General features: G+C 71.7%; 9 protein-coding genes. 3 read left to right on the forward strand and 6 right to left on the reverse strand.

What is annotated here, in order from left to right:
• Positions 1-478: 478 nt before the first annotated feature.
• Positions 479-1027, reverse strand: coding sequence for a MarR family winged helix-turn-helix transcriptional regulator (locus ACZ5VQ_RS10650; protein WP_469104603.1), 549 nt, complete (start codon positions 1025-1027; stop codon positions 479-481).
• 148 nt (positions 1028-1175) lie between these two features.
• Between ACZ5VQ_RS10650 and ACZ5VQ_RS10655 the strand changes: the two genes are divergently transcribed.
• Positions 1176-2447, forward strand: a complete 1272-nt coding sequence (locus ACZ5VQ_RS10655; protein ID WP_362088348.1) for an MFS transporter — start codon at positions 1176-1178, stop codon at positions 2445-2447.
• A gap of 82 nt (positions 2448-2529) precedes the next feature.
• On the opposite strand, the gene ACZ5VQ_RS10660 is transcribed toward ACZ5VQ_RS10655, so the two are convergent.
• The 3 genes from ACZ5VQ_RS10660 to ACZ5VQ_RS10670 form a co-directional block, all read right to left on the reverse strand.
• Positions 2530-3360, reverse strand: a complete 831-nt coding sequence (locus ACZ5VQ_RS10660) for a class I SAM-dependent methyltransferase (RefSeq protein ID WP_469104604.1) — start codon at positions 3358-3360, stop codon at positions 2530-2532.
• Positions 3361-3462: 102 nt separating this feature from the next.
• The gene (locus tag ACZ5VQ_RS10665; protein ID WP_307522848.1) at positions 3463-5109 is read right to left on the reverse strand and encodes an ATP-binding SpoIIE family protein phosphatase; all 1647 of its coding nucleotides are present in this window, start codon (positions 5107-5109) and stop codon (positions 3463-3465) included.
• A 123-nt stretch (positions 5110-5232) separates the two neighbouring features.
• Complete coding sequence (locus ACZ5VQ_RS10670; RefSeq protein WP_469104605.1) at positions 5233-6597, reverse strand: NAD(P)/FAD-dependent oxidoreductase; 1365 nt, start codon at positions 6595-6597, stop codon at positions 5233-5235.
• Between the two features lie 378 nt (positions 6598-6975).
• Between ACZ5VQ_RS10670 and ACZ5VQ_RS10675 the strand changes: the two genes are divergently transcribed.
• Together ACZ5VQ_RS10675 and ACZ5VQ_RS10680 are read left to right on the forward strand one after the other, a co-directional pair.
• Positions 6976-7770, forward strand: a complete 795-nt coding sequence (locus ACZ5VQ_RS10675) for a TetR/AcrR family transcriptional regulator (RefSeq protein ID WP_469104606.1) — start codon at positions 6976-6978, stop codon at positions 7768-7770.
• Positions 7771-8097: 327 nt separating this feature from the next.
• Positions 8098-10047, forward strand: a complete 1950-nt coding sequence (locus tag ACZ5VQ_RS10680) for a sigma-70 family RNA polymerase sigma factor (RefSeq protein WP_469104607.1) — start codon at positions 8098-8100, stop codon at positions 10045-10047.
• 56 nt (positions 10048-10103) lie between these two features.
• Here ACZ5VQ_RS10680 and ACZ5VQ_RS10685 read toward each other — a convergent pair whose 3' ends face one another.
• Together ACZ5VQ_RS10685 and ACZ5VQ_RS10690 are read right to left on the reverse strand one after the other, a co-directional pair.
• On the reverse strand, positions 10104-13574 hold the full coding sequence (locus ACZ5VQ_RS10685; RefSeq protein WP_469104608.1) for a BTAD domain-containing putative transcriptional regulator: 3471 nt from the start codon (positions 13572-13574) through the stop codon (positions 10104-10106).
• A gap of 357 nt (positions 13575-13931) precedes the next feature.
• Positions 13932-16025, reverse strand: coding sequence for an asparagine synthase-related protein (locus ACZ5VQ_RS10690; protein WP_469104609.1), 2094 nt, complete (start codon positions 16023-16025; stop codon positions 13932-13934).
• Between the last annotated feature and the right edge of the window lie 740 nt (positions 16026-16765).

Here is a 16765-nt window from a genome sequence, read left to right on the forward strand (position 1 = left end):
TCACCCTCTCGGGCTTTCCTCCGGGCGCTTCCCTTCGGTCTTGCGTTTCCGACTCTATCAGACCGTTTTCCGATCCGATTTCCTCGGTGCTTTCCGGCCTTTCGGCCTTCCGGCGATGTTGACTCTAGCAGATCCTTTCGGGCCTGACTCCCTGTCAACAGGGTTTGTCTTTGCGGCTGTTGGGCCGTTCCGACGTCCCAAACGTTAGCGGATCCTCTCGGCAGTTCCTAATCGGGCTGCCGACCCCAAATCGAATTGAATTCGGGCACGCCGAATTCGTCCCGTTGGGGAGATCGTGTTGATGGTTTGGTGTGCCGCTTCTGCGGCGGAGGTGCTGTCGCAGAACCGTTACGGCCCCGTGGCAACTCGAAGAACCTTACGGACCGGCGAGGGGAGTGTCAAGTCTCCCCCGGGCGGCCATCCGGCAAACCAGCGGCGGGCAGGAAGTCCGAGCCGGGGCCGAGCCCCAACTCGGGCCTCAGTCAAGGTCGGTGAGCCTGCCGCCGGCGTCCGGCTGGGCGTGCTCCACGCGGCGAAGCAGCCGGGTCAGTACCTCACCCAGGACGCCGCGCTCGTCCGCGGAGAGGTCCTGGAGCAGGTCCTCCTCGAAGACGGAGGCAAGGCGCATGGCCGCCAGCCACTTGGAGCGCCCCTCTTCGGTGAGCTCGACGATGACCCGTACACGGTTGGACTCGTCGCGTTCCCGGGTGACCAGGCCCTCCGCGACCATGCGGTCGATGCGGTGGGTCATGGCGGCCGGGGTGAGGCCGAGGCGCTTGGCGAGGTCGCTCGGGCCCATTCGGTAGGGGGCGCCGGAGAGGACGAGGGCCTTGAGGACCTCCCACTCGGCGTTGCTCATGCCGAGGGTGGCGGTCTGGCGGCCGTAGGCCACGTTCATACGGCGGTTCAGGCGGCCTAGCGCCGAGACGATCTTCTCGACCTGGGGGTCGAGGTCCTGGAATTCGCGCTGGTAGGCGGCGATCTGCTCTTCGATCGTCGGCTCGCTGACGCGGGGGGTGTCACCCATGGCCGCAGTATGGCACGCGCTCGCTTGGCGTTGAAGTCCTTCGAGATGTACTGTTTAGATCCTAACTTTAGCTTCGAAGTCTTCACCTCTAACTCCTGAGGTAGACGTAAGACTTCTCCTACCAAGGCAGGTGAAAGTGACCAGGGCGATGGGCGCTGAGATGCGCCGGATCCATGTGGGCAACGCACTCAGCGCGTTCGGGCTTGGCTTTACCGTCCCGTATCTGTACGTCTATGTGGCGCAGGTACGGGATCTTGGTGCGATGACGGCGGGTCTCGTGCTCGCCGTCTTCGCCGTGGCCGCGCTCGTGGTGCTGCCGTTCGCCGGGCGGGCCATCGTCCGCCGGGGCCCGCTGCCGGTGCTGCTCGCCGCCCTGCTCACCGCCGCCGTCGGAGCGCTGAGCCTCGGGCTCGCGAGCAGCTCGACAACCGTGCTGCTGTCCGCGGCCGCGCTCGGTGCCGGTCAGGCCGTGATGCAGCCGGCGCTCGCGACGATGATCGTGGACTTCTCGTCGGCCGAGACGCGGTCGCGCGCCTTCGCCACGCAGTTCTTCCTGCAGAACCTCGGGCTCGGGGTCGGCGGGCTCATCGGCGGTCATCTCGTCGATGCCTCGCGGGCGAGCTCGTTCACGCTGCTGTTCTCGATCGAGGCGGCGATGTTCCTGCTGCTCGTCGTGGTCATGGTGACGGTACGGATGCCGCGTACGGCCAAGGTCGAGGCGGCTCCGGGAGGGGCCAGGGGCAGCTGGAAGCAGTTGCTCGGCAACCGGGCCATGGTGCAGCTGTGTGTGGTCGGCTTCGTGCTGTTCTTCGCTTGCTACGGGCAGTTCGAGTCGGGGCTGAGCGCGTACGGCGTCGAGGCGGCGGGGATCTCCACGTCCGCGCTCGGGACCGCGCTCGCCGCGAACACGGCGATGATCGTGGTCGCCCAGTTCGCCGTGCTGCGGTTCGTCGAGCGGCGGAAGCGGTCCCGGGTGATCGCCGCGGTCGGCCTGATCTGGGCCTTCGCCTGGGTCGTCGCCGGGTACGCGGGGCTCGGGCACGGCAGCCAGACCATGGCGACGGCCGCGTTCGTGTCGACGTACGCGCTGTTCGGGCTCGGGGAGGCGATGCTGTCGCCGACCGTGGCACCGCTGGTCGCGGATCTGGCGCCGAGCGGAATGGCGGGGCAGTACAACTCCGCCTTCGCCCTGGTGAAGCAGCTGGCGCTCGCGGTCGGGCCCGCGGTGGGCGGGCCCATGGGGGCCTCGCTGCATGCTCCGTACGTCGTGACGTTCCTGCTGTTCTCGCTGGGGATCACGTTCCTGGCGGTGCGGCTGGGGAAGCAGCTCACTCCCCTGCAGAATCAGCCGTCGCTGGCGAAGAGCCGGGTTGTCGCGCGGGGCGGGGCTTCGGCCGAGTCCGTGCAGACCGCTGCCTGACGGGCGTACGAGGCCTGAGGAACTGAGGACGGCCGTCACCACGGGTGTGGTGGCGGCCGTTCTGTGTTCTGTGTGGCGGTGCTCAGTGGATGGCTGTCACCAGGGTGGACGTGAACGGGAGCGTTGCCGTGCCGTCGGGGTTCGTGTGGTCGGTGAGGGTCGCGGCCACCGCCTCGGCAGCCTGCGTGAGGGCTTCCGGGCCGCCGGCGTCCTCGATGGCCTGGCCCCAGGGGACGGCCGAGAGGTGGCCGCGGGCGAAGGCGGCGAGCTGGGGCAGGGTGATGCCGAAGGTGACCTCATGGCTGACCACGTCGTGGAAGCCCGCGGCGGTGAGGGCGGCCGTCAGGCGTTCGGCGGGGCAGGAGAAGGCCATCGCGAAGTGCGCCTCAGCCTCCGGGCCTCCGTACTCGGTGATGGCACGGTGGTGGGCCGCGAAGTACGGGGAGCGGTCCCGGGCGGCCCAGGCGGTGGCGGCGAAACGGCCGCCGACGCGCAGGACCCTGGACGCCTCGACGAGGGCCGCGCCGAGGTCGGGGAAGAACTGGACGCCCTGCTGGCAGAGGACGGCGTCGAACGTGTCGTCCGGGTGGGGGAGGCGGTCGGCGGGTGCCACGGTGAACTCGATGTCCGGGTACATGCGGGGTGCCTTGGCGGCGGCCACCTTGAGCATGGCCTCGTTGAAGTCGGCGGCCGCGACATGACCCGTGGGGCCGACCCGGGCCGCTGCCGCGCGGGCCACGAAGCCGGTGCCGGAGGCCACGTCGAGGACCTGGTGGCCCGGACACAGGTCCACGGCGTCGAGCAGCGCCTCGACGAACGGCGCCATGATCGGTGCGCTGTACTCCTCGTAGCGCTCGGGAGCGCTGCCTTTGAGCTGAAAGCCCGTTTCGTCTGCCTGGGGTGAGCTAGCCATGGGTGAGCTACTAGCACCGCTGGGCGGCTCCGACCAGATGGCGCGCGGCCTGTGGGTCGGATGGTGCGCGGCCCGTGGGTCAGATGGTGCGCGGCTTCCGGGTCAGGTGGTGCGGGGAAGTGCGAACTCGCACCACACCGCCTTGCCGCCGCCCGGGGTGCGGCGGGAGCCCCAGTTCGAGGCGATGGTGGCGACGATCGCGATGCCCCTGCCGGACTCGTCGGCCGGCTCGGCGCGGCGGCGGCGCGGGAGGTGGTCGTCGCCGTCGGTGACCTCGACGATGAGGCGCCGGTCGGTGCGGCGGAGTCTGAGGCGCATCGGCGGGGTGCCGTGCTGGAGGGAGTTGGCGACGAGCTCGCTCGCGGCCAGTACTCCGAGGTCGTGCAGGTCGGTCGGGAAGCGCCAGCTGGTGAGGACGCCGGAGGCGAAGGCACGCGCGCGTGGGGCCGCTTCGACTCCGCCGAGCAGTTCCAGGGCGGCGTTGCGGAAGAGCTCGCTGTCCGGTCCCGTACGGGCGGGGTGCTGGAGGACCAGGACGGCCACGTCGTCGTCGTGGTCGGCGGTCACGCCCGCCGAGCGGACCAGGCGGTCGCAGACCACCTGGGGGGTGCCCGTGGCGCCGGCGAGGGCGCGCTCCAGGGAGGCGATGCCCTCGTCCAGGTCCGCGTCGCGACGCTCGACCAGGCCGTCGGTGTAGAGCACGGCGGTGGAGCCGGGGCCGAGGGGGATCGAGCCTGAGGCGTGCATCCAGCCGCCCGTGCCGAGCGGGGGGCCGGTGGGTTCGTCGGCTCGCAGGACCGTGCCGCTCTCGTCGCGGACGAGGATCGGGAGGTGGCCGGCGGAGGCGTACACCAGCCGGCCCTCGTTCGGGTCGTGGACCGCGTACGCGCAGGTGGCGATCTGGTTGGCGTCGATCTCCATGGCGAGGCCGTCCAGGAGCTGGAGGACCTCGTGCGGGGGCAGGTCGAGGCGGGCGTACGCCCGGACGGCCGTGCGGAGCTGGCCCATGACGGCCGCCGCGCGGACGCCGCGGCCCATGACGTCGCCGATGACCAGGGCGGTGCGGCCGCCGCCGAGGGTGATCACGTCGTACCAGTCGCCACCGACCGCGGCCTCCGTGCCGCCGGGGTGGTAGGTGGCGGCGACGCGCAGGTCGTCGGGCTCTTCGAGCTCCTGGGGCAGCAGGGAGCGCTGGAGGGTGACGGCGGTCTCGCGCTGCCGGCGCTCGCTGGCGCGCAGCCGCTCGGCGGCCTCGGCGTGGTCGGTCACGTCGGCGGCGAAGATCAGTACGCCACCCCCTTCGGGGGTGGCCGAGACCTCGACCGGTGTGCACGTGAACGTGTACGAGCGGCCGCCCGGGGCCTTGCGGGACTTGACCGTACGGGGCTTGGAGCTGCGCAGGACCTGGTCGAGGAGCGGCAGCAGGCCGATCTCGGCCAGCTCGGGCAGCGCGACGCGCGCGGGCTCGCCGGCCGGGCGGACGCCGAAGGCCGCCACATAGGCGTCGTTCACATACGCGAGGCGGTGGTCCGGGCCCTGGACCAGGGCGACGAGGGCCGGGATGCGGTCGAGGACCTCGCGGACCGGCAGCTCGTCGACGACGGGCAGGAGCGCGGCGTCGGACAGCCGCTCGGCGCGTGCCGCGGGCACGGAGCCCTCCGAAGGGAGCGCCGTCGGCGAATCCTCGGTCCGCGCTGCCGCGCGGCGCTGCGTTCCGGGGAGCCGGGCGCTCCAGCGCGTGAAGTTCACAGTGGGACAGGCCTCGTGGGTTTGAAGGGCAAGCGGTCGGCCCGCCCATGGTGTGGACCAGTGTGTCCGACCGGACCGACATCCGTCAGACGCGGGCGCGGCCGGTGGAGTTCCTGGGTCCGGTCAGGACGACCCCTTCGGGTTCTGAGGAGGCTTTCCACCGGCCGCGAGTTCGAACTCCGCACGGGGATGTTCGAGCGAACCGAGTGAGACGATCTCCCTCTTGAAGAGCCCCGACAGGATCCATTCCGCGAGCACGCGGGCCTTGCGGTTGAACGTGGGCACCCTGCTCAGGTGGTAGACGCGGTGCATGAACCAGGCAGGGTAGCCCTTCAGCTTGCGTCCGTAGACGAACGCGACGCCCTTGTGCAGTCCCAGGGAGGCGACCGAGCCGACGTACTTGTGCGCGTACGTCTCCAGGGGCTCGCCGCGCAGGGAGCGGGCGATGTTGCCGGCGAGCACCTTTGCCTGGCGCACGGCGTGCTGGGCGTTGGGGGCGGTCTCCGTGCCGGGTTCGGCGGCGGTGACGTCGGGGACAGCCGCGGCGTCTCCCGCGGCCCACGCGTGCGTGGTGCCGTCCACGGTCAGCTGGGCGGTGCACTTCAGACGGCCGCGTTCGTTCAGCGGGAGGTCGGTGGCCGCGAGGACGGGGTGCGGTTTCACGCCGGCGGTCCACACGACCGTACGGGTCGGGAAGCGCGCCCCGTCGCTGAGGACGGCGACGCGGTCCGCGCAGGAGTCGAGGCGGGTCTCCAGGCGTACGTCGATGTTGCGACGGCGCAGCTGGGTGACCGTGTACTTGCCCATGTCCTCGCCGACCTCGGGGAGGATTCGGTTCGAGGCCTCGACGAGGATCCACTTCATGTCGTCGGGCTGGACGTTGTGGTAGTAGCGCGCTGCGTAGCGGGCCATGTCCTCCAGTTCGCCGAGTGCCTCCACTCCGGCGTAGCCGCCGCCCACGAAGACGAAGGTCAGGGCGGCGTCGCGGATCGCGGGGTCGCGGGTGGAGGAGGCGATGTCCATCTGTTCGATGACGTGGTTGCGCAGCCCGATGGCCTCTTCGACGGTCTTGAAGCCGATGGCGTACTCGGCGAGCCCGGGGATCGGGAGGGTCCGGGAGACGGAGCCGGGGGCCAGCACGAGTTCGTCGTACGTGATCTGCTCGGGGCCCGTGCCCTCCTCCTCGGTGGCGAGGGTGGTGAGGGTCGCGGTGCGCTTGGCGTGGTCGATGGACGCGGCCTCGCCGATGACGACCCGGCACTGGTCGAGGACGCGGCGCAGCGGCACGACGACATGGCGCGGTGAGATCGAGCCCGCGGCGGCCTCGGGCAGGAACGGCTGATAGGTCATGTACGGGTCGGGCGTCACCACGACGATTTCCACGTCGCCCCGACTGAGCTCGGGTTTCAGCTTCCGCTGAAGCCCGAGAGCGGTGTACATCCCGACGTAGCCGCCGCCGACAACGAGAATGCGCGCACGTTCCTTCACTCACCCATGACGCACCGGCTACGGGAGTTTGTCCACAGGCCCGTCAATTTGTGTGACCGGGCGCCTGAGACGCGCATGGTTGGCCGATTTGCCGGAGTGCGGGGAAGCTTCGCAGGTCAGCGGGTGTGAGCGGGGTGGAAGTAGGGGGCGCAACCGGGACGTAAGCGGCCCGTAGTCCGATCGGGGGGCGCTCCGTGCGGAACCTGCCCCTTCTGAATTGACCCCCACTCAACTATGTTCGTGTGTCATCGGGGTGTAGGGGGATGCGCTCGACGGGTCCGTGCGGCAAGACCGCGCGGCGAAGGCTGTTCCGCTCGCTCCGGCTGTCAATGGCGGGGAGAGTCTCCGGGGGGAGACGTCATTACCGGGGGAACACATATGCACATTCAGGACTCTCAATGGTCTTCCGCGTCTGCCATCGGAGCGGGCGGCGCGATCAGTGCGGCGGCAACGAACGGACGCGGCGTGGGAGACCCGTCGCGCACGACGCCACTGCGCGTGGACGCACAGCGCAATCTGGAGCACGTACTTCGCGCGGCGCGTGAGGTCTTCGGCGAGCTGGGGTACGGAGCACCGATGGAGGACGTGGCGCGGCGCGCACGCGTCGGTGTCGGCACGGTGTACCGGCGCTTCCCGAGCAAGGACGTCCTGGTCCGGCGGATAGCCGAGGAGGAGACCTCCCGGCTGACCGACCAGGCGCGCTCCGCGCTGGGCCAGGAGGACGAGCCGTGGTCGGCGCTCTCGCGCTTCCTGCGGACGTCGGTGGCCTCGGGTGCCGGGCGGCTGCTGCCTCCGCAGATCCTGCGGGTGGGCGTCGGTGACGAGGGAGCCGAGGGCACGGTCCTCGACGAGACGCGGGTGCCGCAGCAGCGGTCCCAGCCACTCTCGCCCGAACTGCGGCTCGTGGAGCAGCGGCCGGCTCCCCTGCAGGAGTCCGTCGAGGTCGTGTCGATCGAGGACGACGCCGGGGCGGCGCAGCTGCTGGAGGTCGTGGGGCGGCTCGTGGACCGGGCGCGTGCGGCGGGCGAGCTGCGTGCGGACGTCACGGTGGCGGACGTGCTGTTGGTGATCGCCACGGCGGCGCCGTCGTTGCCGGACGCGGCCCAGCAGGCGGCTGCGTCAGCTCGGTTGCTGGACATCCTGTTGGAGGGGCTTCGGTCGCGGCCGGCTTGATGCGCCGGGTGCCTCCGGCGGGGGGCGGGTGTCTTCGGCGGGGCGGGTGTGGGTTCGTTGTCGGGTGCGGGGCTGTGGGGGGCTTGTCGCGCCCACGCGCCGGAGCCGCACAACGTCCCGGCCCCGCACCCCTTGACGGGCGCTTTCGTCAACCTGCCTGACAGGGAAGGTGGTTGAGTCTTCCCCGTTCGGGTGAACGGTAGTGCTGTGGTTCGGCAAGTCTCCACGGACGAGTGGTTGGTCCGTTCCTCCGGGTAACAGCGGTGGGTCCGTATGGCACTCTTTCCCGGTGTTCGGGTCCGAGTGTGCAGGCGGGGGCTTTCCGCGATGAGCGTTGACGGACGGGACGAGTCACCCGATGAGGGTGGCGCGGAGGCCGGTGGGCTGCCGTCGCCGCAGGTGCCGAGCCAGGGCGGCCGGCCGAAGGGCACCCCTGCCGGATCCCCGGAGGACGTGCCGGTCAGAAGCGCCACACCGGCGGTCGGCGTTCCGGAGGTCGGCGTTCCGCCGCAGCGGGAGCGGCGCGAGTGGCACGACAGCGGCGTGCTGCCGCCTCCGATCGAGTTGCCGCCCGCCGACGCCGAGCTGATCGAGCGGATGCGCTCGGGCGACGACACCGCGTACGAGGAGCTGTTCCGGCGCCACGCGGACGCCGTCCGCCGGTACGCGCGCACCTGCTGCCGGGACGCCCACACCGCGGACGACCTCACGGCCGAGGTGTTCGCCCGCATGCTCCAGGCCGTACGCGGCGGGCGCGGCCCCGAGCACGCCGTACGCGCCTATCTGCTGACGACCGTACGACGCGTCGCGGCGAGCTGGACCAAGTCGGCGAGGCGCGAGCACCTGGTCGACGACTTCGCCGTGTTCGCGGCGCAGGCCGCACGCGGCTCCGAGGTGTCGGACGACGACACTCTGGACCTGGGCGCCGACGTACGGGCGATGCACGAGGCCGAGCAGTCGATGGCCATGCAGGCGTTCCGGTCGCTGCCGGAGCGGTGGCAGGCCGTGCTCTGGCACACCGAGGTCGAGGACGAGTCGCCGAGCGAGGTCGCCACGCTCTTCGGGCTGGACGCCAACGGCACGCGCGTCCTTGCCAGTCGGGCCCGGGAAGGCCTCAAGCAAGCGTATCTCCAGGCCCATGTGAGCGTCACGCTCACCTCCGACGAGGAGTGCGCGCGCTATGCCGACCGGCTCGGCGCGTACGCCCGCGGCGGGTTGCGCACGCGTGCCGAGCGCGGACTGCGCAAGCACCTTGAGGAGTGCGCCAAGTGCCGGCTTGCGGCCGGTCAGATCAAGGAAGTCGCCAGCGGGATTCCCGCGATCGTACCGATCGCCGTCATCGGTTGGTTCGGTGCCGCCGGGTACGCGAAGGCGGTCGCCCTCATCGCGGGCGGGGCCGGCGCGGGTGCGGCCGGTGCCGCGGGGGCCGCGTCGGCGGCGGGCGGCAGCTCCGGAGGGGCCGGTGCCGGTGGCGGGGCCGCCGCCGAGGGGCTCGGGGCGCCCGCGAAGGCGGGCATCGCGGCCGGTGTCGTCGCGGCGGCCGTCGCCGCGGTGGCGCTCGCGCTGGCCGGTGACGAGGTGAAGCCCAAGGACCCCGTGGCCAGGCCGGATCCGTCCCCGCCCGTCGTCGAACCGCTCGTACCGTCGCCTTCACCGAAGCCCCCGAAGGCGGAGCCCGCACCGAATAGGCCGGTGCCGATCGTGGCGCCCTCGCCGCGTCCTACGCCGAGCCCCACCCCGACGCCCACCCCCAGTCCCACTCCGAAACCGACTCCCCCACCAAGGCCGACACCCACGCCCACCCCTCCACCGGCCCCGAAGCCTCCCCCTCCGCCCGCTCCCCCGGCAGTCTTCCAGTGGAACCAGCTGGAGTACGGCGTCACCGGCGACGGCACCGAGCCCGAGATGCGGCTCGGCGAGAGCAGCTGGGTCTGGCAGCGGTACGGCATGTCGATCGCCGACACGTCGTACGCGAACGGTGTCACCGTCCACGGCGCCTCCTCGGTCACCATCGATCTCAACCGCACGTGCTCCTCGTACGACGCGGTGGTCGGTGTCGACGACATGACGATGGGGCTCGGTCAGGTGCGGTTCTCCGTGTTCGCGGACGGGGCCCGGATGTGGCAGTCGGGGCTGGTGCAGGGCGGTCATGGCGCGGTGCCCGTGCATGTGGATCTGACCGGCAGGAAAACGATCCGCCTGGTCGTCGAGCCGCATTCGCCCTTCGACTCGGTGGCGTTGGCGGACTGGGCGGATTCACGGTTCCGGTGCCAGTGAGGTCCCGCGCCTCCGCCGACGCGACCGGCCTTCTGCGCCGGTGACCGGTGCCGGTGTCAGCGGCAGTCGCTGTCCGTGGTGGCGGCCGTGGCTGCCATGGTGGCCGTGACCGATGCCGCGACGAGCTCTTTCAGGACGTCGTCCGGGGTGAGGGTCGCGCCGATGCGCCGCTCGGTGTCGTACGCCGGCCGGCCCAGACGGGACAGGGCGACGGCCTCGACGCGGTCGAACTCCTGACTGTAGGGCAACGGGCGGGGGTGGCCCTGGCGCCATTGGGAGCCGGCAGCGAGGAACCGGACCACGCGCGCGTGGTCGTCGAGGTCGCTGAGGACGCCCGCCGCCCGCTCGGTCAGCGTGGCGAGGACCACCTCCGAGCACCGCGCGGACGTGGCCTCGCGCAGGGTGTCGGCCAGTTTGCGCAGCCCCTGTCCGGGGCTCGCCTCAACCACGGTGAGCAGCGCGCCGAGGCCGTTCAGCGCGGCGAGGAACTGAGCCGGCGGTGTGCCGCGGCCCATCTCCGCGCGGGCCTCCTCGTGCAGCTCGCGGGCCCGTACGAAGTCCTGGTCGTCGAAGGCCATCTGCGACCGCATGAGAAGGACGAACGCCCTTGAGTCCGGCACCGCGTAGCGATCGGCCGCGGCCGTCGCCTCGTCGAGTGCGGCCAGAGCCTCGGCCCGGTCCCCCACGTAGTAGGCGATCTCGCCGAGGCGGGCGATGAGGAACGGCGTCTCCACATACGCCCCCACCTCGACCGCGAGCCGCATGGCTTCCTCGAACTCGGTCTTCGCCTCGTCGAAACGGCTGCGGGCCATGGCCGCCTCGCCGCCCGCGCTGCTCACCTGGGCGAGCATCCAGCGGTCCCCCGTGCGCCGGGCGACGGCTCGTAGCTCCGCGAGGGTCTCCTCGACGCCCTCCATGCCTCCTGGGCTGTCCACGGCCACATGGACACAGAACAGGAGGGCCGCACCGATCTCCCAGTCACCGCCGTGCTCCCGGCAGTTGGCGAGTGACATCTCCATGTGGTGGCGGATGCCCTCTGTGTTGCCGAGAACGAACGCCATCAGCGGCCAGATGATGCCGGGGAACCGCGCCGCGTCCGGACCGCCCCGCGCCATGGCGGCCCGCACACCCCTGGCGTACTCCTGCGTCCGCTCGTCGTTCAGCGGGATCTGGCCGAGCTCCGCCCGAAGGAAGAGATCCAGCATGCGTAGTTTCATGCGGATCCGGTGCGAGGGGTGGTCCTTCTCCCCCTCGGGGTCGGCGAGGTAGGCCTCCATGGGGTCGACGGAGTCGAGGTCGGGCAGCCCTTCCGGGATACGTCGCGGGGAGGGGTCTCGGAGCTCGGAGATGTCGGAGGCATCGGAGGTGCCGGAGGTCTCGGAGGTGCCGGAGGTCTCGGAGGTCTCGGAGGTCTCGGAGGTCTCGGAGGTCTCGGAGGTCTCGGAAGAGTGTTGGTCGAGGGCCGTGCCCAGGCGCAGGGCCTGGTCCGTCCAGGTCGCGCCCTCCCGGCGGAAGTTGCGCAGCCACCAGAACCAGCCCATGGCGAGGACTATGGAGCCCATCTCCGGCTCGTCGGCGGCGACGAGGCTCCGGTGGAGTGCCGCACGGATGTTGTCCAGGTCGGACTCCAGGCGGCCGATCCACCGGAGCTGGTCAGCTGACCGCAGGAGCGGATCGGCCTCCTCGACCAGCGCGCAGACCCACGCACGGTGCCGGCGCTCGGCCATGGCACGCAGCTCGGGGGTCTCGGCGGCGCGCTCAGCCGCGTACTCGTGGATCGTCTCCAGCATGCGGTAGCGCATGCCGCTGGTCCCTCGGCTGCGGGGTGTCGCGACGACGAGGGACTTGTCGACCAGCGCGCCGACGATCTCGGCCACGGGTCCGGTGCACACGGCCTCGGCGGCGTCCAGGTCCCAGCCGCCCGCGAAGACGGAGAGCTCGCGCAGGACCGTCCGCTCGGGCTCGTCGAGCAGGTCCCAGGACCAGTCGACGACCGCGCGCAGGGTCTGCTGACGGGGCAGCGCCGTGCGGCTTCCGGAGGTGAGGAGGCGGAAGCGGTCGTCGAGGCGGTCGGCGATCTGGCGCGGGGTGAGCATGCGCAGCCGGGCGGCGGCCAGCTCGATGGCCAGGGGCAGGCCGTCGAGGCGGCGGCAGATCTCGTCGACAGCGGCGGGGTCGTGGCTGGCGTCGGCGTCCGGGTACGCCGCGACCGCGCGCTCCGTGAAGAGGCGGTGCGCCGGGTCGGGGAGCAGGGGCTCGACCGGGCGCACGGACTCGCCGGGCACGCCCAGGGGTTCGCGGCTGGTGGCGAGGATCGTGAGGCCCGGGCAGTGGGTCAGGAGGGTCTCGGCGAGCTCGGCCGCGGCACCGATCACATGTTCGCAGTTGTCAAGGATCAGAAGCTGGCTGCGCGGGGCGCAGTACTCGATGAGCAGGGCGACCGGGTCGTCCTGCTGCACTGTCATCTCGTGGGTCATCAGCACGGTCTCGCGCAGACCGAGGGCACTGACGACCGCGCTGGTCACCGCCTCCGGACGGTCGAGCGGGGCGAGCTCGGCCAGCCATGCCTGTGGATGCCCGGCGGCGGCTTCCTCGGCGAGACGGGTCTTGCCGGATCCGCCCGGTCCCGTGAGGGTGACGAGACGGACCCTGTGCAATTCGGAACGGATGGCGTCGAGTTCGGGTTCCCGGCCCACGAAGGAATTCAGGCGGGGGCGGATGTTGCCGGTGCGGTCGGCTCTGGTGGGGGTGGTGGGGGTGTACGGGTTCAGGGGCGGCGTCGGGCTCGGAGCGGCGGCCGGGGCTGCCGGCCGAGGTGTCAGCAGTTCCCCGTGCAGGGCTCGGAGTTCCGGGCCCGGGTCGGTGCCGAGACCGTCCGCCAGCGCACGGCGGGCGCTCTCGTACGCGGCCAGGGCGTCCGCCGTGCGGCCGGTGTCGCGCAGGGCCCTGATGAGGAGGGCGTGCAGGGGTTCGTCGTACGGGTGGGTCTCGGTGAGTTCCCTCAGCTCCGGTACGGCGTCATGGGCGTGGCCGTTGCGCAGATCCGCCTCCACGCGCGCGCGTGTCGCCTCCTGGCGGAGGGATTCCGGGCGGGTCGCGGCCGTCGTACGGTCCGGGAGGTCGGCCAGGGCCGGGCCGCGCCACAGGGCGAGTGCCTCGCGGAGGGTGCGGGCCGCTGTCTCCGGGGCTTCGTCCAGTCGCGCCCTGCCCTCGCGGACCAGGCGTTCGAAGACGAACAGATCCACGTCCTCGGGGGTGGCGGCGAGGCGGTAGCCGCCGGGCTCCGATGTGATCGCGTCCTTGCCGAGGGCTCGGCGGAGGCGGGCGACGAGGGCCTGTAGTGCGGCGGGGGCGGCGTGTGGGGGGCTGTCCGGCCAGACCTCGTCGATGAGGGTCTCCGGAGACGTGCTTCGGCCTGCTCGCAGGGCCATGGCCGTCAGGAGTGCGCGGAGGCGGGGGCCGCCCAGGGGCACGTCCTTGCCCTGGGCGTCCGTTGCCTGGGTGACGCCCAGGATTCTGTACCGCACGGGGCCATTGTCACCGGTCCGCCCCGGCAGGTCCGACCTTTTCGCCCCCCCCTGCCCCTACCCATTCCCGTCCTTTACCGGGGGCTCCGCCCCCAGACCCCGCATCGCGCTGAACGCGCTCGTCCTCAAACGCCGGACGGGCTGGGTGAGTGAGGGCTGGCGTAGGTGGGTGGGTTGAACGGGGGTGGGTGGGAGATCGGCCTGAACGGCCTCGTCCTCAAACGCCGGACGGGCTGAAGGTGTCGGCCCGGGCTGCGAAGTATTCAGCCCCTCCGGCGTTTGAGGAGCGGGGGTTCGGGGGCTGGCCCCCGAAAGGGACGGGAATGGGTAGGGGCGGCGGGGGCGAAATCCACCCCGCTACCCCCTCCGCGCCCCCGCCCCCAAAGCCCCCCGCTGAGGCCGAATCCCCGCAGGGACGGCCCTCTGACGGGCAGGCGTCCCCGTCCAGCAGGTCCCCCGGCGGTCCAGCAGGCGGCGGAGCCACAGCTCCAGGGACACGAGGTCCGCGAGGCCTTCCAGGGGGAGGGCCTCGCCGTCGGCCGCCGCCCGGAGGGCCTTGCGGACGACTCGGGCCTCGACCAGGCCCGCCTGGGCGAGGAGAGGCGTGTCGAAGAGGGAGACGAGGTCGTCCACGGCGACCCGGAGCCCCGTACGGGCCGCGGCCGTGGAGGACGCGTGGGACGGGGCACCCCAGCCGGGCGGGAGATCCGCCACGCCGGCGCCCTCCAGGACCGTACGGAGGATCGCGGCCCGCGCCCCTGGCTGCACCCGCAGCGCCTCGGGAAGGGCACGACAGGCACGTACGACCTGGTTGTCGAGGAACGGGGCGTGCAGCCGCTGGAAGCGGACCTCCGCGGCCTGTTCCAGGATCCGGAGGTCCGAGGCGTGGCGTGCCAGAGCTGAGCGAGCGCGGAAATCGCCCGGCCGCTGGCCCGGACCGACGCCGCCCCGGGTCGTCGCACCCGCCAGGCGAACCGATACTTCAGCGAGGGCCTCGCCGGTGAGCCAGCGCGCGGCGGGCCCCGGTCTGGCCCACGTGAGCGCGGCGAGCGACGCCCCCACGGCACCTCCCGGCTCCTCGAACCGCTTGTGCAGCAGCCGGTCGGCGAGTCCCTCTATGCCGACGAGATATGGCGTACGGGACAGCTTGCGTGCCGCGCCGTACACGCGCGCGGGGACCATGACGGAACCGTCGGCCTTCGCCAACGCCGCGACCGGGCGCACCAGATGACGTCGTTTGCGGTCCATGAGGAGGTCGGCCAGGCGGGCTGGGTGTGCGTCCAGGACCTGCCGCGCTCCGTAGCCCGTGAAGTGGTCCGCGCTACCCGAGGCCAGGCGTGCGCGGTGCCGGGCCGCCGTCACCAGGGAGGGACCCGGTTCGTCCGTCAGCGGGCCATCCAACTCGGCGTAGGGGAGGACCTCTTCGCCGCCCGCCACCACCACATGGTGCAGGCGCGGATTGGCCGCCAGCGTGCCCGCCCGCTCCAGCTCGGCCTCACGGCCCTTCACCGCCAGGTCGTTGAACGTGACCGCGAGGAGGCGTTCGCCGGCGCCCGTGCCATGGCCGAGGACGGTGCCCGGCGCGCCGGGCAGTCCGGCCGCGAGGAGGGCGAGCGTGCCCGAGGCGGGTCCTCCGGAGAGGTCGGCTCCGATGCCGGGCACGGGCATGCCGCGAGCGGCGCGCCGCTCGGCGGGGCCCATGCCGGGGACAGGACCCGGGTCTATGTCCGCCCCGGGTACGTGCCTGGGGGCGGCGAGTCGTGCGCGTACGGCCTCGACCAGGGCGTCGCGTACGGCGTTCACCGCGCTGTCGGGGTCGGTGGTCGCGGCCGCGACGGCGAGGGAGGCCACCTGCTCGTACCCGGCGATCTCCCGTGCCCCCGCGCGCAGGATCAGCGCATGCCCCGGCGGAATGCGCCGCACACCCTCGTACGGAGTCGAGTCCTGGAGCGCCGCCGGTACGTCGGGAGCGGCGAGCAGGGCCGCCAGGTGCCCGAAGTCGAGGTTGGCCTCGATGAGGTCGGCGAGGGGGAGGGCCGCGGTCGAGTACGCCGTGCCTCCCGCCCAGGGGGTGTAGAACACCGGCCTGACGCCCGCCAGATCGCCGCAGACCATGAGGCGGCGGCCCACCTGGACGACGGCCGTGTAACTGCCGGACCAGGCCGTCAGATGCCGAAGTGCCCCGCCGCGCGCGGCGAACAGGCCCACGCGCAGTTCCTCGTCGGAGGCTCCGCAGGTGCCGAGCACCGCCATGCGGTTCTGCTCGTCTGCCTTGACCACGCGCACCTCGTCGGGGCGCCAGTCACCGACCGCCCAGAGCGGATCGGGGTCGCCCCACAGGAGTTGGGACCCCACCGGGTGCACCGTCTCGCCGTCGCTGCCCGTCGCTCCCGCCGAACCGATCTCGGGCGCACGAGCGGCGGTACTGCTCCATCCCACCAACCACCGCATCGCCGCCTCCACAGGCTGTGGACAACCAGTGCACCGTACGAACCGGTCACCATGCTGCCACGAAGAATGCACCCGGGAGGGCCGGTGCGGCCGCTTGTGCTCCCCGGAGTGCGCCCCTGGGAGATGCCCGCGAAAAAGCGAACGCACGCGCGACGAGCGGCGATCGCACAGAATTTACCCAAGGACGACGACGTGAATGCGCCCCCGAAACGCTCCCCAAAAACACCTAACGCGCCCTCAAGTGCCATGGTGGGAGGGGTATTTGACCTCGGAAGACGGGGGCGATATTCAGCCAAATCGGTGATGGGCGAACACGCGTGCACACGCTCCGTACATGCTGTGCGCAACGCACAGTCCGGGAGGCGGAGTCCGCCTCCCGGACCGGTCCGCCGCCCGCGGGGATGGAGGCGGCGGCGTCCCCCAGCCCACTGGATCCAGTACAGCGGGCCGACCCACGCACGATCCATGGAAGCGCTCCCCCGATGGCCGGAGAAGAGCGCACGGACGGGCGCACGGCCACACAGCGGGAGCACGAGACGACGCTCTGTGCTTGCCCACGGGCCACAATCCCGCCATCCGGAACAATGCCCCTTAACGCTTGGGATGCGGCGAACTACCCTGTGTTTGCCTGTGTTTTCGCGGGAGGCATATTCCTGAGGGCTCGGCCACGTGCTTTTGCGGGTGGGGTTCCAGGGGTTGGCGCCCGGGAAGACGCAGCACGAATGCCGCTGGGCCACCAC

It is taken from the genome of Streptomyces sp. NPDC033178 (assembly GCF_055577685.1).

What these genes read in the sequence shown, in the direction of transcription:
- ACZ5VQ_RS10650 (WP_469104603.1), bottom strand. Translation starts at nt 1,027, where the DNA reads ATGGGTGACACCCCCCGCGTCAGCGAGCCGACGATCGAAGAGCAGATC.
- ACZ5VQ_RS10655 (WP_362088348.1), top strand. Translation starts at nt 1,176, where the DNA reads ATGGGCGCTGAGATGCGCCGGATCCATGTGGGCAACGCACTCAGCGCG.
- ACZ5VQ_RS10660 (WP_469104604.1), bottom strand. Translation starts at nt 3,360, where the DNA reads ATGGCTAGCTCACCCCAGGCAGACGAAACGGGCTTTCAGCTCAAAGGC.
- ACZ5VQ_RS10675 (WP_469104606.1), top strand. Translation starts at nt 6,976, where the DNA reads ATGCACATTCAGGACTCTCAATGGTCTTCCGCGTCTGCCATCGGAGCG.
- ACZ5VQ_RS10680 (WP_469104607.1), top strand. Translation starts at nt 8,098, where the DNA reads ATGAGCGTTGACGGACGGGACGAGTCACCCGATGAGGGTGGCGCGGAG.
- ACZ5VQ_RS10690 (WP_469104609.1), bottom strand. Translation starts at nt 16,025, where the DNA reads ATGCGGTGGTTGGTGGGATGGAGCAGTACCGCCGCTCGTGCGCCCGAG.